We start from the raw sequence: 17663 nt of genomic DNA, 5'->3' as shown, positions 1-17663 counted from the left end.
GCCGGAGGCTGGAGATCGCCCGCAGCCTCATCCACTATCCGAAAGTACTCTTTCTCGATGAGCCCACCATCGGCCTGGATCCCCAGAGCCGGGACCATATCTGGTCGTACATCCGGGAGCTAATAAAAAGTGAGGATATCACGGTCATCCTGACGACTCACTACATGGAGGAGGCGGACAGGCTGTGCAACCGCATCGCTATCGTCGACCACGGCAAGATCGTAGCCATGGATACGCCTAAAAAATTAAAAGATGACCTTGGCGGCGAGACCATCACCGTGAAGACGCGGAAGAACGAGCTGTTCCTGGAAAAGATCAACGAGGCGAAGATCGCCAAGGCCGCGGCCATCGTGAACGACGAGGTCAAGATGACCGTCGACGGCGCTGCCTCTCTACTGCCGGCCGTCATCAACATCGCCGCCCAGAATTCCATATTCGTCGAGTCCATTTCGGTCCAGGAGCCCCAACTCGACGACGTGTTCATGCACTACACGGGCCGGGCGCTGCGAGACGGTAAGGGCAAGGAGATACCGCCCATGATCAGGATGAGGAGGCGGGCATGAGCGAGTTTCGAGGCATCTATACGCTCTGGAAGCGGGAAGTCCTGAGGCTCGTGCGGGAGACATCACGGCTGGTCAGCTCGGTGGTCACCCCTGTCTTGTGGCTGGTCATATTCGGTACCGGCCTGGGTGTGTCGATGGGTACCAGCGCTGGATACAATTACCAGCAATTCCTCTTCCCCGGCATCATCGGCCAGACGCTGCTTTTCACGGCGATGTTCATGGGCATCTCCGTCATCTGGGACAAGCAGTTCGGGTTCATGAAGGAGATCCTGGTCGCGCCCGTGTCGCGGCTGTCCATTTTCATCGGCAAGATGCTGGGGGTCGGCACCAATTCGATGCTTCAGGGCATCATCGTGTTCATCCTCGGTTTCTTCATAGGCATACCCATCACCTTCATAATGACCATAGAGATCATCCCCTTGATGATCCTGGTCACGATAGGGCTGGTGTGCATAGGCCTCATCATCGCGAGCGTACTGGATAGCCTGGAGAACTTCGGAGTCATAATGACGTTCGTCAACATGCCCATGTTCTTCCTGAGCGGGGCGCTTTTCCCCGTGGCCACGCTGCCGGACTGGCTCAAGTGGGTTTTCTACATTAACCCGCTGACCTATGGCGTGGATGCCATGAGGGCCGTTACCATGGGCAGCGTATGGCACACCATACTGCCGCTCTGGCAGACCATCGCCGTGATCGCTCTCTTCGACGTGGTCGCGGTCCTCATTGGCAGCTACGCCTTTACGAGGACGAAGTAATCTCCTTCGAATTTTTATTTACTGCCTCTAAACTTTTATCTGCTACCTCGTAGCTTTTATTTACTACATCGGACCAGGCGTCCATATTATTGATACATCCCGGGTCAGCGGCAGTAAGGTCGCCGAAATACGCGTACGCCCTTGCCCTGCATCCTCCGCAGATGTATTTATTTTCGCATGTGGCGCAATGGCCTTTCACCTGATCCCTGTCCCTCAGCGTGTCAAGCACCGGGGAGTTGTGCCAGGTGTCCAGAAGCTTATTTTCCCTTACGTTCCCGACCTTAATGGGAATAAATACACAGGGGTTGATATCGCCGTTAGGCCGTACGCAGCAGTAGAACCTGCCGGCGGCACAGCCTCCGATGAACTCGCAGAGAGCCATCGCCCGGTTGTCCACTTTCTTGATGGTCATGAAGTGGGCCAGGTTTACGCCCTCCCTTTTTACGGAGACCCTGCCGAACTGGGGAGCTGTCGACATGACCTCCATATTACTATCGTAATTCCTGTCGCTCAGGTACCTCAACAGCGACTCCCTTTCTTCGGGCGTAATGTCCATATTTGACATGCACTCGCCCCTGCCCGTGGGAATGAAGTTGAAGGTGATGATCCTCGACACGCCGAGGGACTTTACCAGCTGGACGATCTCCGGTATCTGCTCGACGTTAGTCTTTGAGACGGTCGTGGCCACGGTCATATAGAGGCCCTCGTCGACGCAGTTCTTTATCCCCTGTATTACCTTATCGAACGTGCCAGGGGCGCCCCTGAACCCGTCATGGGTCTCCGAATCCTTCCCGTCGATCGACACTTCCACGTACCCGACCCCGACTTCCTTGATGCGGTGCGCCATTTCCTTCGTGATCAGGGTGCCATTGGTCGCGAGCGCCGTATACAGGCCCTTCTTAACGGAGTATTCGGCCAGCTCGAAAAAGTCCTTTCGCATCAGCGGCTCGCCGCCCGAAAAGGCTATAGCGCAGGAGCCGGCCTCCGCGATATCGTCGATCATGCGCTTCGCCTCCTCGGTGGATAGCTCGTCCGGAAGCTTCTTTTGCGCGTTCTGATAGCAGTGCTTACAGCCCAGGTTACACGCGTGCGTGCAGTCCCATACGACCACGATCGGCGCATGTATTCTTTGCGGTACTGCAACGCCATACTCATTGATGCCCCGGATGATGTTCATCAGCCCTGTTTTAAAATACGGCTGTTTAAACGTTTTCTTAATGTCCTCATCCTGGATGTTACAGATATGTCCCCCTTTATTCAGAATTTCCCTCACGATTTTGCCTGCAGCCTTGCACTTCCAGCAGGCGTTCACCTCTTCCCCCAGATAGCTATCAATGGCGATAGACAGCCTGTCACCGCATTTATCATCTTCGCAGAGGAAGCTCAGCAATCCTTTTGAAGCAGGATTATTTAGCCATTTCTGAATGGTATTAACCGTGACTGCCGTTGTTGTTATATCGTCAACCATTATTATCACCACATCTTCTTAATGCCGGATACCCGGCCTTCCCCGACCCGTCATTATACCTACGCGGCCGGCAGGCGATACGTCTGTAACATTTATGTTGATACGTCTGTAACATATATGTTAAAGGCGATACGTCTGCGATGCATTTGTTAGTATTACAATACTAAATAATTTGTTGTTATTAAAGTAGTAATACAATGTTGATATGTCAGGTAAACCTGGCGGATGTATAATGGGAGTAGTACGAGTGAATTTCCATTAGTATTATGTATCTGGATTTGCTATTGAGAGTATTATGAAAATCCTGCCCTCGTCCCTGCGTGAGAAAAAACGGTATATCGCGTTCGAGGTCGCCTGCGAGAGCGAGCCCGTCGACAGAAAGGCCTTACTGGACGAGATCTTCTTCGCCACCCAGACGCTGGTGGGCGATACGGGAAGCAGCCAGATCGGCTACCGGCTCATAGACTTCAACGGCTCGAGGGGCATCATGCGCGTAAATCTCAACGCAGTGGAGACCGCCCGGGCGGCCATGGCCACCGTATGCGCCATAAAGGGCAACAGGGCGACGATTCGTGTGCTCGGGGTGGCCGGCACTATCCATGCGGCAATAGAAAAATATATCCCCTTGAAAAATATATGTGCCACTAATATCCTTTCTAAGCCGATTAGCAACGAGCACATGTCCGGAACGGTCGTGAGGGAGAGAGGAGATGAATTTGAAATGGTTCCGGACGATAAAGAGGTACTAAAGCGGGCTAACGTCCACTATATAAGCCTGACCTCTTTTGATTTAAGGTCATTAAAGGAGTGAGAGAAAGATGCAGCAGATGACACCCCAGATGATGGGTTACGACCGGGCCATCACCGTATTCAGCCCGGATGGAAGGCTTTTCCAGGTACACTATGCCCAGGAAGCCGTGCGCCGCGGCGCCACCGTCATGGGCCTGAAGTCGAAGGACGGAATTGCCATGATCGTCGACAAGCGGATCTCGACCAAGCTGCTCGAGGCCGAGTCCATAGAGAAGATCTTCAAGATCGACGACCATATAGGGGCCGTGGCTTCGGGCCTGGTTGCCGACGGGAGGGCTCTCGTCGACAAGGCACGCGTGGAGGCGCAGGTCAACCATATCACGTACGGCGAGCCCATCAGCATCGAGATACTGGCGAAAAAAATTTCCGATCACATCCAGACGTTCACCCAGTACGGCGGCGTAAGGCCATACGGAAGCGCCTTACTCATCGCGGGCATCGACGAGACCGGACAGCGGCTCTTTGAGACCGACCCGTCGGGCGCCCTCTACGAGTACAAGGCCGTGTCCATCGGCGCTAACCGGAACACGGTCATGGAAATGCTGGAGAACCGCTTTAACGTGGGCATGAGCCTGGACGAAGTGATACTCCTGGGCATCGAGGCGCTCTACAAGTCCATGGAATCAAAGGGCGAAGTCCCGACCATCGAGATCGGAGTCATCGACGCGGCCACCCGGAAATTCAGGAAGCTGAGCGAGGCCGAGGTCAAGGATTACGTCGAGAAGGCCGGAGTGGCGAAGCCCGGGGTCGAGCCCGCCAAGAGGAGCAGCGAAGAGTAGAGGCGCATCGCCATGGTGACGCTCGACAAGGCCGTTGTCGCGAAGCTCAAGACGCACGGCGAGCATTTTGAGATTTTAGTCGACCCCGACAGGGCATACGATCTTAAAAAAGGCGCTCCAGTTAAGATAGAGGACGTGCTCGCGGTCGAGGACGTCTTCGAGAACGCGTCCCGGGGCGACCGCGTCCCGGAAGAGGACCTTATTAAGGCCTTTGGCACGACCAACGTGCAGGACATCGCCCGGAAAATAATCGAAGAGGGCGAGATCAACCTGACGGCCGAACAGCGGCACCGCATGCTCGAGGAGAAGAGGCGCCAGGTAGTCAGTTTCATATCCAGGAACGCCATCAACCCGCAGACCATGGCGCCCCATCCGCCCGCCCGCATCGAGAGGGCCATGGAGGAGGCGGGCGTCCACATCGACCTGACGAAATCCGTAGAGGAGAACGTTAATCTGGTAATGAAGGCGATCCGACCCATCATACCCATCCGGTTCGAGGAGGTCAGGGTCGCCGTGAAGGTGCCCGCGAACTACGCGGCACGCGCCTTTGGCGAGATATCGGCGTTCGGCAGGATGTTGAAGGATGAGTGGCAGAACGACGGCTCCTGGATAGGCGTCGTGCAGATACCCGCCGGCATGCAGCCCGAGTTCTACGACCTCGTGAATAAGCTATCCAAGGGCGAGGCGGAGACCAAACTATTACGATAGGTATTGATATGGAAAGGGAAATCGTTGTCCCGGGCGACATGCTCGGGGAGGATCCGAAGCTTGCCGGGATCGGGACCTACGTGCAGGACGGAAAAGTGTATTCTGCAAACTACGGGCTCGTGGACAGGCGGACGAACATCAAGGTCATCCCGCTGTCCGGACGGTACATACCCGCCCGGGGCGACCTCGTCATCGGAAAGATCGTGGACATGACCTTTTCGAACTGGTTCGCCGACATCAACGCGCCTTACGAGGGAATGCTCCACATCTCGGAGTTCCCCGAGCGCGTGGACCCGGCGAACATGAGCAATTACCTGCACGTCGGCGAACTGATCATAGCCCGCGTGGCGGACGTCGATCCGACCATGAAGGTCGAGCTCACGATGCGAGACGAGCACTTACGCGTACTGAAGCAGGGGCGAGTCATCGATATTTCGCACGTCAAGATCCCCCGCGTCATCGGGCGTAACGGCTCTATGATAAGCATGCTTAAGAAGGACCTGAACGTGAGCATCTTCGTCGGACAGAACGGCCGGATATGGCTGAAGGGCGACGATAAGCGCGTCGACCTGGCCATCCGCACGATATTCAAGATCGAGCGCGAGGCGCACACGTCAGGGCTTACGGATAACATTAAAGAGTACATCAGCAAAGAGCTGGAACAGTTGAGGAATACGACATGACCAAGCCAGAAAAATTAATGATCGATGGGAAGCGGCTGGACGGAAGAGGACCAAACGAAATGCGCCCCATCAAATTCAAGGCCGGGGTCCTGAAAAGGGCCGACGGTTCATGCTATCTGGAATTCGGCGGCAACAAGGTGATGGCCGCCGTATACGGGCCCCGGGAGGTTCACCCGAGGCACTTACAGAACGCCTCGAGGGCGATCGTCCGCTACCGATATAACATGGCGGCGTTCTCCGTTGAGGAGCGCAAGAGGCCCGGTCCCGACAGGCGGAGTATCGAGATATCGAAGGTGAGCCGCGAGGCCCTTGAGTCCGTGGTCCTGGAGGAGCTTTATCCCAGGTCCGCGGTCGACATCTTCGTCGAGATACTCCAGGCCGACGCGGGCACCCGGGTCGCGGGCATCAACGCCGCATCCGTGGCGCTGGCCGACGCGGGCATCCCGATGCGGTGCCTGGTATCGGCGTGTGCGGTCGGCAAGGTCGACGGCGAAGTCGTGCTCGACCTGAACAAGGACGAGGACAACTACGGTCAGGCTGACCTGCCCATCGCCATGAACCAGTTCGGCGAGATCACGCTCTGCCAGATGGACGGCCACCTGACCGAGGAAGAGTTTAGTAAGGCCGTGGACATGGCCGTCGAGGGCTGCAAGAAGCTCCACGAGCTGCAGAAGCAGGCCCTGGTGGAGAAGTATGGCACCATGGTCGCGCCGCAGGCGGAGGAAGAGGCCAGGGCGAACGGAGGCGTTGCCAATGAGTGAGGACGTCATCGCAGAAATAAAGAAAGATTACATTTACAGCCTCGCCGGCCAGGGAGACCGCGCCGACGGGCGTAAGTTCGACGAGTTCCGGCCCATCAACATCGAGGTCGGCGTCATCAACAAGGCCGAAGGCTCGGCGCAGGTCATGATCGGCGACTCGAGAGTCATCGTCGGCGTCAAGGTCCAGCCAGGCGAGCCGTTCCCGGACACGCCGGACACGGGCGTCATCATCACGAACCTGGAATTAGTTCCACTCGCATCGCCCACGTTCGAGACCGGCCCCCCGAGGGAGGACGCGATCGAGCTGGCCAGGGTCGTGGACCGCGGCGTCCGCGAATCGGGCGCAATTGATTTATCTAAGTTGTGTATTGAAAGTGGTCAGAAAGTCTGGATGGTCTTCATCGACGTCCACGTCCTCGACCACGACGGCAACCTCATGGACGCCGCCTCGCTGGGAGCGACCGCGGCGCTTATGAACACCGTCATCCCGAACGCCAAATTCGGCTTCGGAGAGGACGCAAAGCTGCCCCTGAACGACATTCCGGCAGGCATCACGGCCGTCAAGATCGGCGACTCCATCATGCTCGACCCGAGCCTGGACGAGGAGAACGTCGCGTCGTGCAAGCTGACCGTCATCACGAACAAAGAGGGCGCGCTGGCCGGGATGCAGAAGAGCGGCGTAGGCACGCTGACTCCCGACGAAGTAAAATATGTTGTGCACATCGCCAAAGAGAAGGCGAGCGTGCTCAGGGAAAAACTGGAGGGAATACAGTAAATGGTAGAAGGAAGCGCGAAAGGCAGGAAGACGAGGAGCGCCGGCCGGTTCGGCCCGCGCTACGGCCGCAAGACCCGCGTGCTCGTCGCCGACATCGAAGAGAACATGAGGCAGGCCTTCAAGTGCCCTAAGTGCGGACGCATGTCCGTGTGGAGAGAGGGCACCGGCATCTGGACCTGCACGAAGTGCAAGTACACGTACACCGGCGGCACTTACCTGCCCCAGACCAACGTCGGCAAGACGATGGCCCGGAACGTCAAGAAGGCCACCGAAGCCCAGGAATAGGCAGGTGAGCCGTCAATGGTATACAAGTGCGCCCACTGCAAGCACGTGGTGGAGCTTGATAAGGAATACGGCGGAGTCAGGTGCCCCTACTGCGGGCACCGCGTGCTGGTCAAGGAAAGGCCTACCGCCATCAAGCGTGTCAAAGCCGTATAGAATGCACACCGTATTCGTCGAGTTCGAGTTCGGACCCATGGCCGGGAAGGCCCTCGAAGTGCTAACGCCCGAACTCCAGGCCTCCCCGTCCGAGCGCTCCAGGATCACTCTGGGCGTAGAGGGGGGGCTTCTAAAATTATTTATCGAGGCCGAGGACATCATTTCTCTTCGCGCGGCGCTCAACACGTGGCTGCGATTGATTAAAATAGCGGAAGAGATGTTCGATGCCCGCAAGGCCGCTTAGATTGGTGATATCATGAACGAACTGCCACCGCAGATCCAGAACCAGCTTGCCCAGCTGCAACAGATACAGCAGCAGGCGCAGGCGCTCATGCAGCAGAAGAGCCAGGTCGAGATGGTCCTCCGGGAGACCGAGAGGGCGCTCGAGGAGCTCAAGAAGACCGATGACAACGCCGTCGTCTATAAGGCCGCCGGCGAGCTGCTCGTCAAGGCCAACAAGGAAGAGGTCCTCAAGGACCTCGAGGAGAAGAAGGACTCCCTCGACGTGAGGCTGAAGTCGCTGGCCCGCCAGGAAGAGCGCATCCAGTCCCGCTTCACGCAGCTCCAGGACCAGCTCAAGGCCGCCCTGGGTAAAGGCCCCAGCGGTAAAGAGGCCTCCTAAGATTAAATGAAGGATGAAGCCATAATCGAGGCGGTCTACGACGCCGCCCTCGAGTATATTTACTCCGTGGTCCCGTCCAAGCGCGTCGAGGATCTGGATATCGCTGTCGGCATTGATGAGGGCGCAGTGACTATCGACATCCGGCTTGTCAGCGACAGGGGCGAGGCCGTCGACCAGAAGACCGTCGACGAGGCCCTCAGGGTCGCCTCGGAAAAGGCCGACGAGTTGATGGGCAAGTAACCCGCACTTTTTTACTAATTTCCGCTGTGTTGAATTGCGGCGTTATTTTAAGCTTAATAAGGGCACGGAGTTCGCTGATTTGTCCGGTTTTTCAACACTAAAACACGAATGACTTTTTAGTCCCACGTAAGGGGCACGAACCGCACTAAGATGGATGCTTTCACGTCAAAACACTAAACAATCTCCCGAAGGGCACGAACATCAACTAATTATTTGAAACACTAGAGAAAGCATAAATTTCATGCCGTCCTCGTGGTTCAATCCTTTAGTGTTTTAGTGCCATTCGTTAGGTTGTTTCGTGTTTTAAGCGCCAGGCATGGACCTTAGTGATTTTCGTGCCCTCACGTGGGACTAAAAAGTCTTTCGTGTTTTCGTGTTGAAAAACCGACGGGCAGTACGAAAGTGGAAAAAGTGGCAAAGGACCACTAAACAAACACGGAACAACTGGCCTCCGTGGTGAAAATAGTGCTTTTGTACTCTCCATGCGTTTAAAATGAGATACTCAACACAGCACGAATTTTCTATTAAATTAATAATATATGCTCGAATGGTAATCGTGCCTGACCTGTACGGGTATGAGCCCCGTAACGTTGCCCGGTATCGTCTCGTCGAAGTTGAACGTATGTATCTCAAATTTCCGTGCGCCCTCTTCCGTCGCGTTCACCTTATTGTGGTTGAGGCTCACCGTCAGGGTCCCCGTGATATTGATCCTGCTATCGTTACTCGACGGCTTGAGGCTTTTATCAAGGAAGACGTACGAGGTGTAATTGCCCCCTGCCCCGTTCATCGCGGGCAGCAGCGGCTGATCTAAAAATCCTATGACCTTTAGCCTTGCATCGGTAGAGGTCGGCAGGTCGAGCTGGCCTACAAGGCCTGTGGCTATGACGCTAAAGTCGTCGAATGACATGCTTTTATTGATGCGGTCCGGGACGACGGTGGGCGCCTCCGACATGTTCTGCCCGGGGCTGACAGCGATGGGCGTAACGCTGGCATAGCTGTAATAGTAGTCGGTCATGTTGACCTCGACCTCGAGCATCGGCCCGTAAGCCGTATCGGCCGGCCCGATCGACCGCGTACCATGGCGTACCTCGAAAAAGTTGAGGCGATCGTTCAGCATCCAGCCCTCCGCCAGGATCGGCTTACCGTCGACGGCCGGTATGGGCAGCCATATCGTGGCCGTCCCGTTCTCCGTCGTAAAGTTCTCCAGGCCAGTGACGGTGACCGTATAGTTATAATCGGGAGCACGCGGGTAATAGGGATCGTCGCAGCCGGCCATAGCGACTACTATCATCATGACGATTAATACCAGGGCGGCCGCGGTCAAGCGCATAATAAGTACTCTCTAAAGGCCGGAATATAAAACCGTTATCTAACGAACCGTCAACGGAAAATACAAAGAAAAAGAAGGAATACAGTGTTTTCGAGTTTATCGTACCAGAACCTCACGATCCTTTTGCGATAGGCCTCCGTTTTCACTGGCGGCGATTAAAGGCTCGCCGCGGCCCATTTGCATATGCTACACCTATTCAACCGCTGTGCCGTGTTCAACAACTCAACTGTTCAACAACTTAACGCGTTCAACAGGCTTTACATATTATTGGCAATTAGTACTCTCGAGTATGGTGATATAAATTTATTGCTCATTCACAATGAAAAATCATTATAAAATTTTATTTAGGCTCTGGAAAGATAAATAGTTGATGACAGGATAACTATCAGTAATGCAGCGAGAGCAGATGCAAAGCAAGAAACGGATCTTTGTCTGGCCGGTCTACCTGGACCTGAACCACACCCGGAAAGAGGGCAGGATGACGAAGAAGGAGCACTCCGTAAAGGCCCCGAAGGCGACCGAGATAAAGCGCGCGGCCGAGAACCTGGGCCTCCACCCCGAGATCGAGGCGAACAAGGCCCACCCGGGCAGGCCACTTGAGAAGACCGGGAGGTTGACCATAGATAACATCGGGCCGAAGTCCGCCTTGCTGGATAAGATTGGCGTGGAGATCATCAGGCTCAGGGGCGGCAAGCAATAAGCCCCGTTTTATGCTTTGATGAATGATCCCGGTATTTTAAGAATCAAAGGTACAAAGGGCACTATTCTCACCACAAAGGCACCATGGGCACAATGATACACAAAGTCTTTTTTATAATTAAGTTACAAAGTTACAAAGCCCGGTTCATCGGGGTTAGGGCACAAAGGTTACAATGGCACTGGGGATGAACATGGAAGGGCTTTTTGCCTGGTGCCATCGTATCCTTGGCGCCCTAGCACCCAAAAAGCGGGTCATTGTGTCCTTTGTGTCAATGTAAAAAAATCTTTGTGAAGCATTGTGCCCATGGTGCCTTTGTGGTGAGAATAGTGCCTCCGTCCCCTTCGTGGCTTGAAGCGGCATATTCAATACAGCACAGTTTTAATAAAGCATAAATAATAGCTTATTCTAGTCTCTATGATGATCGACCTTCACACTCACACGCTCTTTAGCGACGGGGAGCTCCTCCCCAGCGAGCTGGTCCGGCGGGCGAAAGTGATGGGATACCAGGCCATCGCGCTCACCGACCATGCGGATTTTACCAACATCGACATGCTACTCCAGGGGGCGAAAAGCGCACGCTACCTGGAGGAAGGCTTCGACATCAAAGTGCTGGCGGGCGTCGAGATCACGCACGTGCCCCCGAAGCTCATCCCAAAGCTGGCCCGCATGGCGAAAGAGGCGGGCGCGGAGATCGTGGTCGTGCATGGTCAGTCCCCCGTCGAGCCAGTGGCGCCTCTCACGAACCTTGCGGCGGTGGAGTGCGGCGATGTAGATATCCTGGCCCACCCGGGTTTCATCACGGAGGAGGAGGCGAGCCTCGCCGCCGACAATGGAATATATTTAGAGATTACTGCCCGATACGGCCACAACGTGACCAACGGCCACGTGGCCCGGATGGCAAAAGAGTCTGGCGCAAGGCTCGTCGTCGACACGGACACGCACTCGCCGGACGACCTCATCACCCGGGAAAAGGCCGTCGCAGTGGCCCGGGGCGCTGGATTGGCCGGCAAAGAGGCGGAAAATGCGCTCCAAAATTCGAAAGATTTATTACTGAAAATACTTAAAAAGAGAGAATAGGTAGGCGCATACTTGCAGTTGACGCCCTTATTTTACGCGCATAGCGTAGCTTATTAAGCATTACGTAAAGTTTATATACTATGAGGCGAGACTATTTATAGTTTTGGAAGTGACGATTTTTGAAGAGGCTTGGCAAGGTATTACATTTATCGACGCACGGCAACCTCATTATTCGCTCTGACGATGGCTCACTTCCCAGAATGAACAGCAGCGTGTTAACCAAAAAAATGGAAAAGATCGGCACAGTTTACGACATCTTTGGCCCGGAGAAGGATCCCTACATATCCGTCAGGCTTTTTAAGAATTATCCGGCGTCCAAGGCTAAAGCGCTCATAAATGACCGAGTCTACACGGCATAGAAGGTGTAAGCGTGGCAGAAATAGAGAAGATCAGAGAAATCGAAAAGAAGGAAGTCCCCAGGGAGAAGACTCTGGAGAGGACCAAGAAAGAGGGCGAGAAAGAAAAGGGCGAGGGAGAAGAACGCATCGTCGAGTGCCCCGAATGCGGCTCCCGCCAGCTTGTCCACGACTACGAGAGAGCCGAGCTCGTGTGTAACGAGTGCGGCCTGGTCGTCGATGAGGACTTCATCGACATGGGCCCCGAGTGGCGGGCCTTTGACCACGACCAGCGCATGAAGAGGTCTCGTGTAGGCGCCCCCATGACGTTCACCATCCACGACAAGGGCCTGTCCACGATGATCGACTGGAGGAACCGTGACTCCTATGGCAAGTCCATCTCATCGAAGAACAGGGCCCAGCTGTACCGTCTCAGGAAATGGCAGAGGCGTATTCGTGTTTCTAACGCGACGGAGCGTAACCTGGCGTTCGCTCTTTCCGAGCTGGACCGTATGGCGTCCGCTCTCGGCCTGCCGAGGAACATCAGGGAGACGTCGGCCGTAGTTTACCGTAAGGCCGTGACGAAGAACCTGATCCGCGGCCGGAGCATTGAAGGCGTGGCGGCGGCAGCGCTGTACGCGGCCTGCAGGCAGAACGGCGTTCCCAGGACCCTCGACGAGATCGCGGAAGTATCGAGAGTAAGCAGAAAAGAGATCGGCAGGACCTACCGGTTCATATCCCGTGAGCTGGGCCTCAAGCTGATGCCGACCTCGCCCATCGACTACGTCCCGAGATTCTGCTCCGGATTATCGCTAAAAGGCGAGGTGCAGAGCCGGGCCGTGGAGATCCTGAGGCAGGCGGCGGAGAAGGAGCTTACAAGTGGCCGGGGCCCGACGGGCGTGGCTGCGGCGGCCATCTACATTTCCTCCATCCTGTGCGGAGAGCGCAGGACCCAGAGGGAAGTCGCCAACGTGGCCGGCGTGACCGAAGTCACCATCCGGAACCGGTACAAGGAGCTCGCCGAAGAGCTCGACATTGAGATAATCCTGTAAAGCGGGGTTGTTCGGGACCCACCCTCTTTTTTATTTCTAAATCCGTTTAGCTTACCGCATCACGAATGGTCCCGAAGGATGATGATGTAAACGTAAACCACCAGGATGCAGATGCACGATAACAGGATGACCGGGTCATTTATCGACGACGATACGCTGAGGTACATGACCGGCGCGAGGAGCAGCGTGCACCCCATCATCACGCCGATCACGGAGTAGAGATACGGCGTTTGCCGTCGCTCTTCGCCGATCTTTCCCGTATAGCCGTAGGACTGGATGGCCAGCGTGCAGAAAAGAAGCAGGACTACCACAACGTTGATGCCGTAGAACATGGCCCGGAGCCAGTCCATCGATATATAGACGCATATGGCGGAAAGTATCGCGTTCAAGACCATGATAAGTGCGAGTAGGCCGCACGATATCCGGATCTTTGAGCACCTGTTCATCATGTCAAGTATACGCATGGAATGTTATAATTATCGCGTGCGCGCCGGGTGGCTTGCGGCCGGCGCCTCTCCGGCGTGGCGCTTCGGTATGGTAAAATAAAAAGTGCTGCCTTTCCCCACTTCGCTTTTCGTCCAGATATGGCCGCCGTGGCCCTCGATGATCTTCCGGGAGACGGCCAGCCCCAGGCCCGGGCCTTTGTACTCGTAGGACAGCTTGTATCCGGAGTGGTAGAACCCGGTAAAGATCTTATCCAGGTCTTTCCTTGGTATGCCTATGCCCGTATCGCTCACCCATACAAGGATGTCTGTGACGCGATCCTTCGCCCCGATGGTCACGCGGCCGCCATCGGGCGTATATTTGAGAGCGTTGTTCAGGAGGTTCAGGATGACCTGCTCCATCTTTTTTCTGTCCACTTCCACCAATGGCAGATTTTCGGGTATCACCACCTCGAGCGTGATGTGCTTGTTCTTAAAGAGGAAACCCATCGTATCCGCGAGCTCTTCCACCATGTTCCCCAGGGACACGTCTGACCGGTCGACGCTGTAGCGTTTCGTCTCCAGGGACGAGATCTCGGACATCTTGCCGACCATGTCGGCGAGCTTATCGACGTTCTCCCGGATCCGTGCAAGCTTATCCTTCTGCTTATCGTTCACCTCGCCGAGCGTGCTGTCGTAGAGAAGCTCCGTATAGCCTTTGATGATGGCCAGGGGGTTTCTCAGCTCGTGGGAGATGAGCGTAAAAAATTCCATCTTCGTCCTGTCCAGATCCTTTAGCTTCTCATAGGAATCTGCGAGCTCTTTGTATAGGCGCGCGGTGTCGATGATGTTCGCTGCCTGGTCGGACAGGGCGATGGCGCTCCTGCGGTCGTTGTCGTCGAAATGAACCTTCCGGTCGGTGGTGTAGAGCCACATGACGCCCAGCACGCGGTCCCGGGATATGAGGGGCAGCACGATGGCTGAGCCCCAGCCGAGCATATCCACGATGCGCTTCGAAATGTTAGGGAACGTACGGGCATCCTCGATGAACAGCGGCCTCCGCTCGTCCATGGCGATCCGCGAGGCCACGAGCTCGTCCAGGCTGAACTTGAGCTTGCCGAACTTCTTTTCCACGGCCTCGGGAGCCTTTACGGATACGATATTGCGCTCGTTCGGGTCCAGGAGGTATATCAAACAGTATTCGAGCCGGGTGATATAGGGCGCATTCTCGACGATGCTTGCCGTCGCCTCATCCAGGTCGATGCTCTGGGTGATCCGGCGCTGGATCTCGTAGACCCGGCGAAGCTCGTCGCTGCGCTTCTGAAGCTCGTCGCGGTAGGTGAACTCGTCGATTGCGTGGGCTCCCTGGATGCCCATCATGGCGAGAAGCTTTTTCGTGTCCGGAGAAAATTCCAGGCGCCTTCCTTTAGAGAAGAGCACGGCCAGCCCGGCCGGCCGGCTGTAGGAGACCAGCGGAACGCAGAGAAAAGCAGTGCCTTCAAAGTCACGGACCCCCAGGTCGCCGGCTTTTACTGCGGCAGCCTCCTTTCTTTCGATGGCCGCGAGGGCGGCGCCGGATAATTCGATGCTCTGCGCCTGTAGGCCCTGGCCGTACGCGGCGGCGACTTTCCATTCATCCTCCAGGCTCCTTAACAGGACAAGGCAGGAATCGGACCCCGCGAGCTCTGCCATATTGGCTGCGAGCCTTCCCAGGGCGGTATCCATGCTGTCGGAGCTATCCATCATCGCGGCGTTACGGAAAAGAAGGGAGCAGGATCTCTCGTGATATGGCCCTGGAAAGTTCTCTTGCATCGGACTCGTTTATAATATTTATTTAAAAATATAAATATGTATTATGCGTGATAAAAAATAAGGGCCGTTTAAGGCCCGTTGTAGATGCCCACTTCGAACCCGCCGTCCGACTGGAATACTCCGGCGGAGCACACGGCCTTCTCGAAGGTGAGCTCGAACATCTTCTTCGCCACGTCCTCCGCGGACGATGCCTCGACCGTCAGCCGCGAGAAGACCGTCTTCTCGTAGGTGGCCACCATGAAGCACTCGTTCTCAAGCAGCGGAAAGTCGCTGACGTTGATGCCGTCCCTCGTGACGATGCCCAGATAAGCAAAACCGTTCGAAAGGGCCGCCGCGATCCGTGGCGTATCGAGCGTATCCCTCTCGTAGTCCATCGCCAGTAAGCTCAAAGCAAGGGCATCGCGTGCCGGATAGCCCGTCGATATTTTCTCGATTATGGGGTCGGTATGGGAGCCGTTGGCGATGACGGCCGCGCCGTTCTCTATCCGGACGCAGTTATACGAGATGTACGGGCTCTTCTCGAGGTCTTTAATATCCTTCGGCATGATCGCCACGGTGTTATCGTTTATACGCACGGCATGCCGGTTAGGGAACGACCGTGAGGATACCCGGTATCCAGCCCACAGCTTTCCGCCCGTTTTTCCCACGCAGACGAACCTTCCGACGTACATCCGATACTCCCTGCTTACTGTTTGGGCTCCTGAGCCTCTTGCGGCTTCGGCTTGACGTCCAGGCCGAAGAACTCCGCGTTGAGGTCCGCAATCCGCTGGATCTTCTCGATCTCCTTATCGCCGCCGGGCATCTTGAACAGGTGCGAGAACCGCTTCTGCCTCTCGAGGTACTCGCGGACAGGCTTGCGGTCTTTTATTTTGTGGACGCTCGTCCGCTGGCCGTTCTCGTACTCGAATAGAGGATACATCGCCGTCTCCACGGCGAGCCTCAGGATCTCAATGGACTCGGCGCTGTCGACGCCCCAGCCGGGCGTGCAGGTCGCGTGCACCTGGATGTACTTGGGCCCTTCGATGGTCAGCGCTTTTCTGACTTTCTTGGTGAAATCCGCCGGATAGCCGATGGAGGTCACGGCTACGTAAGGCACGCCATGCGCCGCCATGATCGCCGGGATGTTCTTCTTCGGCCTCTGATTACCATAGGAGATCTTTCCCGACGGCGTGGTCGTCGTCGAGGCATCGTAGGGCGTGGAACCGCTCCGCTGGATGCCGGTGTTCATGTACGCCTCGTTATCGTAGCAAACGTACAGGATATCGTGGCCCCGCTCCATGACGCCCGACAGGTTGCCGAAGCCGATATCAAAGGTCGCGCCGTCGCCGCCAATGGCGATGATCTTGGTGTCGTTCTTCCTGCCGGTGGCCTTGAGCCCCGACTCGATCCCTGCGGCCACGGGGCCCGCATTCTCGAACAGGGAGTGGATCCAGGGCACCTTCCAGGCACTCTCCGGGTAGGTGGAGGAGACGACCTCCATGCAGCCCGTCGCCTCGGCGATGATCACGTTCGGGCCGGTGGCGCGCAGCAGCGTCTTCATCGTCAGCGCGCACCCGCAGCCCGCACAGGCCCTGTGGCCCGATGCGAATAGGTCCTCTAGCGCCGCCATTTATATCCCCTCCGGGAGTATGTCGGCGTCAAGCTTGTACCATTCCATCTCGGATACCTTTTCCCCCTTGAGCTTCGCGAACCCTTTGTTCGCCATCGCCTTGAAATCCTCGATCGTGATGTCCCTGCCCCCCAGGCCGGCGATAAAGCCCAGCATTTCGGCGCTCGACTTCGCGTAGAGGCCGGCCTTCAGGTCGGTGAACAGGGCACCCTCCATGCCCATGGAGATGTTCCTGTCGACGACGCAGATAACCTTGGCGCCCTTTAGCGCATCACGCAGCGCCTCGACCGGGAACGGCCGGTACGCACGCACCTTCACCGCGCCGACCTTGATGCCTTCGGCGCGCATCTCGTCCACCGCGTCCTTTATGGAGCCGATGATGGACCCCATGGCGACCAGCGCTACTTCGGCGCCCTCCATCTTATAGGCCTCGATCAGGCCGCCCTGGTACCTCCCGAACTTTTTACCGAAGTCCCGGGCGACTTCCTCGATGACTTCCTTAGACTTTATCTGGGCATTGTGCACCATGTAGCGGGCCTCGGTGTAGACTTCCGGCGGCGCTACCAGGCCCATGGTCACCGGGTTCTTCGGGTCGAGGGCGTACAGCGGCTTATAGGGCGGAAGGAACTCGTCCACCATCTTCTGGTCCAATAGCTCTACGGGCTCGTACGTATGGGTGATGAGGAAACCGTCCAGGTTGACCATGACGGGCAGGAGCACCCGG

24 protein-coding genes are annotated in these 17663 nt (G+C 56.2%); 17 read left to right on the top strand and 7 right to left on the bottom strand.

The genetic code is table 11. The annotated features are described in order from the left end of the window. Both VMC84_RS10420 and VMC84_RS10415 read left to right on the top strand, forming a co-directional pair. Positions 1–563: DUF4162 domain-containing protein (locus tag VMC84_RS10420; RefSeq protein WP_325380351.1), on the top strand; the 563-nt coding region annotated here is incomplete at its 5' end. Then, positions 560–1318, top strand: coding sequence for an ABC transporter permease (locus VMC84_RS10415; RefSeq protein ID WP_325380349.1), 759 nt, complete (start codon positions 560–562; stop codon positions 1316–1318). The genes VMC84_RS10420 and VMC84_RS10415, both read left to right, overlap by 4 nt. Here the strand turns inward: VMC84_RS10415 and VMC84_RS10410 are convergent. After that, the gene (locus VMC84_RS10410; RefSeq protein ID WP_325380347.1) at positions 1302–2786 is read right to left on the bottom strand and encodes a radical SAM/SPASM domain-containing protein; all 1485 of its coding nucleotides are present in this window, start codon (positions 2784–2786) and stop codon (positions 1302–1304) included. The genes VMC84_RS10415 and VMC84_RS10410 overlap by 17 nt on opposite strands. A gap of 295 nt (positions 2787–3081) precedes the next feature. On the opposite strand from VMC84_RS10410, the gene VMC84_RS10405 reads away from it, so the two are divergent. The 11 genes from VMC84_RS10405 to VMC84_RS10355 are packed head-to-tail and all read left to right on the top strand — an operon-like array spanning position 3082 to position 8602. Continuing rightward, positions 3082–3597, top strand: coding sequence for an Rpp14/Pop5 family protein (locus VMC84_RS10405; RefSeq protein WP_325380345.1), 516 nt, complete (start codon positions 3082–3084; stop codon positions 3595–3597). Positions 3598–3604: 7 nt separating this feature from the next. Next, positions 3605–4375 (top strand): archaeal proteasome endopeptidase complex subunit alpha, encoded by a 771-nt coding sequence (gene psmA / locus VMC84_RS10400; protein ID WP_325380342.1) that lies wholly within the window; start codon positions 3605–3607, stop codon positions 4373–4375. Between the two features lie 12 nt (positions 4376–4387). After that, positions 4388–5083 (top strand): ribosome assembly factor SBDS, encoded by a 696-nt coding sequence (locus tag VMC84_RS10395; RefSeq protein ID WP_325380340.1) that lies wholly within the window; start codon positions 4388–4390, stop codon positions 5081–5083. Positions 5084–5091: 8 nt separating this feature from the next. Next, positions 5092–5766 carry an exosome complex RNA-binding protein Rrp4 gene (gene rrp4 / locus VMC84_RS10390; RefSeq protein WP_325380338.1) on the top strand — a complete coding sequence of 225 codons (675 nt, stop codon included), beginning with the start codon at positions 5092–5094 and terminating at the stop codon, positions 5764–5766. Then, complete coding sequence (gene rrp41 / locus VMC84_RS10385) at positions 5763–6527, top strand: exosome complex exonuclease Rrp41 (protein ID WP_325380336.1); 765 nt, start codon at positions 5763–5765, stop codon at positions 6525–6527. Before rrp4 ends, rrp41 begins: the two co-directional genes overlap by 4 nt. Further along, a complete protein-coding gene (rrp42, locus tag VMC84_RS10380) occupies positions 6520–7302 on the top strand; it encodes an exosome complex protein Rrp42 (RefSeq protein WP_325380334.1) in 783 nt (260 codons plus the stop codon). Before rrp41 ends, rrp42 begins: the two co-directional genes overlap by 8 nt. Then, positions 7303–7587, top strand: coding sequence for a 50S ribosomal protein L37ae (locus tag VMC84_RS10375; RefSeq protein WP_325380332.1), 285 nt, complete (start codon positions 7303–7305; stop codon positions 7585–7587). It abuts the gene before it with no gap. A 15-nt stretch (positions 7588–7602) separates the two neighbouring features. Continuing rightward, the gene (locus tag VMC84_RS10370) at positions 7603–7740 is read left to right on the top strand and encodes a DNA-directed RNA polymerase subunit P (protein ID WP_325380330.1); all 138 of its coding nucleotides are present in this window, start codon (positions 7603–7605) and stop codon (positions 7738–7740) included. Between the two features lies 1 nt (position 7741). Then, positions 7742–7984: a KEOPS complex subunit Pcc1 gene (locus VMC84_RS10365; protein ID WP_325380328.1), complete on the top strand. Its 243-nt coding sequence runs from the start codon at positions 7742–7744 to the stop codon at positions 7982–7984. A 12-nt stretch (positions 7985–7996) separates the two neighbouring features. Further along, positions 7997–8362: a prefoldin subunit beta gene (locus tag VMC84_RS10360; RefSeq protein WP_325380326.1), complete on the top strand. Its 366-nt coding sequence runs from the start codon at positions 7997–7999 to the stop codon at positions 8360–8362. Positions 8363–8368: 6 nt separating this feature from the next. Beyond that, a complete protein-coding gene (locus VMC84_RS10355) occupies positions 8369–8602 on the top strand; it encodes a DUF3194 domain-containing protein (RefSeq protein ID WP_325380324.1) in 234 nt (77 codons plus the stop codon). 529 nt (positions 8603–9131) lie between these two features. Here VMC84_RS10355 and VMC84_RS10350 read toward each other — a convergent pair. Then, complete coding sequence (locus tag VMC84_RS10350) at positions 9132–9932, bottom strand: hypothetical protein (protein ID WP_325380322.1); 801 nt, start codon at positions 9930–9932, stop codon at positions 9132–9134. 391 nt (positions 9933–10323) lie between these two features. Here VMC84_RS10350 and VMC84_RS10345 point away from each other — a divergent pair, with 391 nt between their 5' ends. From VMC84_RS10345 to VMC84_RS10330, 4 genes are all read left to right on the top strand, one after another. Continuing rightward, complete coding sequence (locus VMC84_RS10345) at positions 10324–10632, top strand: signal recognition particle subunit SRP19/SEC65 family protein (RefSeq protein WP_325380320.1); 309 nt, start codon at positions 10324–10326, stop codon at positions 10630–10632. Between the two features lie 417 nt (positions 10633–11049). Then, positions 11050–11709: a histidinol phosphate phosphatase domain-containing protein gene (locus tag VMC84_RS10340; protein WP_349256772.1), complete on the top strand. Its 660-nt coding sequence runs from the start codon at positions 11050–11052 to the stop codon at positions 11707–11709. Between the two features lie 119 nt (positions 11710–11828). Next, positions 11829–12068 (top strand): Gar1/Naf1 family protein, encoded by a 240-nt coding sequence (locus tag VMC84_RS10335; RefSeq protein WP_325380316.1) that lies wholly within the window; start codon positions 11829–11831, stop codon positions 12066–12068. Positions 12069–12079: 11 nt separating this feature from the next. Further along, on the top strand, positions 12080–13096 hold the full coding sequence (locus VMC84_RS10330; protein ID WP_325380314.1) for a transcription initiation factor IIB: 1017 nt from the start codon (positions 12080–12082) through the stop codon (positions 13094–13096). Between the two features lie 59 nt (positions 13097–13155). Here the strand turns inward: VMC84_RS10330 and VMC84_RS10325 are convergent, their stop codons facing one another. The 5 genes from VMC84_RS10325 to VMC84_RS10305 all read right to left on the bottom strand — a co-directional run. Further along, the gene (locus VMC84_RS10325; protein WP_325380312.1) at positions 13156–13560 is read right to left on the bottom strand and encodes a hypothetical protein; all 405 of its coding nucleotides are present in this window, start codon (positions 13558–13560) and stop codon (positions 13156–13158) included. A 12-nt stretch (positions 13561–13572) separates the two neighbouring features. Then, positions 13573–15330: a GAF domain-containing sensor histidine kinase gene (locus VMC84_RS10320; RefSeq protein ID WP_325380310.1), complete on the bottom strand. Its 1758-nt coding sequence runs from the start codon at positions 15328–15330 to the stop codon at positions 13573–13575. 68 nt (positions 15331–15398) lie between these two features. Beyond that, positions 15399–16001: an IMP cyclohydrolase gene (locus tag VMC84_RS10315; protein ID WP_325380308.1), complete on the bottom strand. Its 603-nt coding sequence runs from the start codon at positions 15999–16001 to the stop codon at positions 15399–15401. A gap of 14 nt (positions 16002–16015) precedes the next feature. Further along, a complete protein-coding gene (gene porB, locus VMC84_RS10310) occupies positions 16016–16939 on the bottom strand; it encodes a pyruvate synthase subunit PorB (RefSeq protein WP_325380306.1) in 924 nt (307 codons plus the stop codon). After that, a partial coding sequence (locus VMC84_RS10305) for a transketolase C-terminal domain-containing protein (protein WP_325380304.1) occupies positions 16940–17663 on the bottom strand: 724 nt, incomplete at its 5' end.

The sequence above is a fragment of the Methanocella sp. genome (genome assembly GCF_035506375.1).
Lineage (GTDB): Archaea > Halobacteriota > Methanocellia > Methanocellales > Methanocellaceae > Methanocella.
The sequence above is the reverse complement of the archived record's forward strand: the minus strand, read 5'-3'. Positions and strand labels throughout refer to the sequence as shown.

Bases quoted from the DNA above. Each gene is read 5' to 3' on its own strand.
- VMC84_RS10415 (WP_325380349.1), top strand. From the start codon at position 560: ATGAGCGAGTTTCGAGGCATCTATACGCTCTGGAAGCGGGAAGTCCTG.
- VMC84_RS10410 (WP_325380347.1), bottom strand. From the start codon at position 2,786: ATGGTTGACGATATAACAACAACGGCAGTCACGGTTAATACCATTCAG.
- VMC84_RS10405 (WP_325380345.1), top strand. From the start codon at position 3,082: ATGAAAATCCTGCCCTCGTCCCTGCGTGAGAAAAAACGGTATATCGCG.
- psmA (WP_325380342.1), top strand. From the start codon at position 3,605: ATGCAGCAGATGACACCCCAGATGATGGGTTACGACCGGGCCATCACC.
- VMC84_RS10395 (WP_325380340.1), top strand. From the start codon at position 4,388: ATGGTGACGCTCGACAAGGCCGTTGTCGCGAAGCTCAAGACGCACGGC.
- rrp4 (WP_325380338.1), top strand. From the start codon at position 5,092: ATGGAAAGGGAAATCGTTGTCCCGGGCGACATGCTCGGGGAGGATCCG.
- rrp41 (WP_325380336.1), top strand. From the start codon at position 5,763: ATGACCAAGCCAGAAAAATTAATGATCGATGGGAAGCGGCTGGACGGA.
- rrp42 (WP_325380334.1), top strand. From the start codon at position 6,520: ATGAGTGAGGACGTCATCGCAGAAATAAAGAAAGATTACATTTACAGC.
- VMC84_RS10375 (WP_325380332.1), top strand. From the start codon at position 7,303: ATGGTAGAAGGAAGCGCGAAAGGCAGGAAGACGAGGAGCGCCGGCCGG.
- VMC84_RS10370 (WP_325380330.1), top strand. From the start codon at position 7,603: ATGGTATACAAGTGCGCCCACTGCAAGCACGTGGTGGAGCTTGATAAG.
- VMC84_RS10365 (WP_325380328.1), top strand. From the start codon at position 7,742: ATGCACACCGTATTCGTCGAGTTCGAGTTCGGACCCATGGCCGGGAAG.
- VMC84_RS10360 (WP_325380326.1), top strand. From the start codon at position 7,997: ATGAACGAACTGCCACCGCAGATCCAGAACCAGCTTGCCCAGCTGCAA.
- VMC84_RS10355 (WP_325380324.1), top strand. From the start codon at position 8,369: ATGAAGGATGAAGCCATAATCGAGGCGGTCTACGACGCCGCCCTCGAG.
- VMC84_RS10350 (WP_325380322.1), bottom strand. From the start codon at position 9,932: ATGCGCTTGACCGCGGCCGCCCTGGTATTAATCGTCATGATGATAGTA.
- VMC84_RS10345 (WP_325380320.1), top strand. From the start codon at position 10,324: ATGCAGCGAGAGCAGATGCAAAGCAAGAAACGGATCTTTGTCTGGCCG.
- VMC84_RS10340 (WP_349256772.1), top strand. From the start codon at position 11,050: ATGATCGACCTTCACACTCACACGCTCTTTAGCGACGGGGAGCTCCTC.
- VMC84_RS10325 (WP_325380312.1), bottom strand. From the start codon at position 13,560: ATGCGTATACTTGACATGATGAACAGGTGCTCAAAGATCCGGATATCG.
- VMC84_RS10320 (WP_325380310.1), bottom strand. From the start codon at position 15,330: ATGCAAGAGAACTTTCCAGGGCCATATCACGAGAGATCCTGCTCCCTT.
- VMC84_RS10315 (WP_325380308.1), bottom strand. From the start codon at position 16,001: ATGTACGTCGGAAGGTTCGTCTGCGTGGGAAAAACGGGCGGAAAGCTG.
- porB (WP_325380306.1), bottom strand. From the start codon at position 16,939: ATGGCGGCGCTAGAGGACCTATTCGCATCGGGCCACAGGGCCTGTGCG.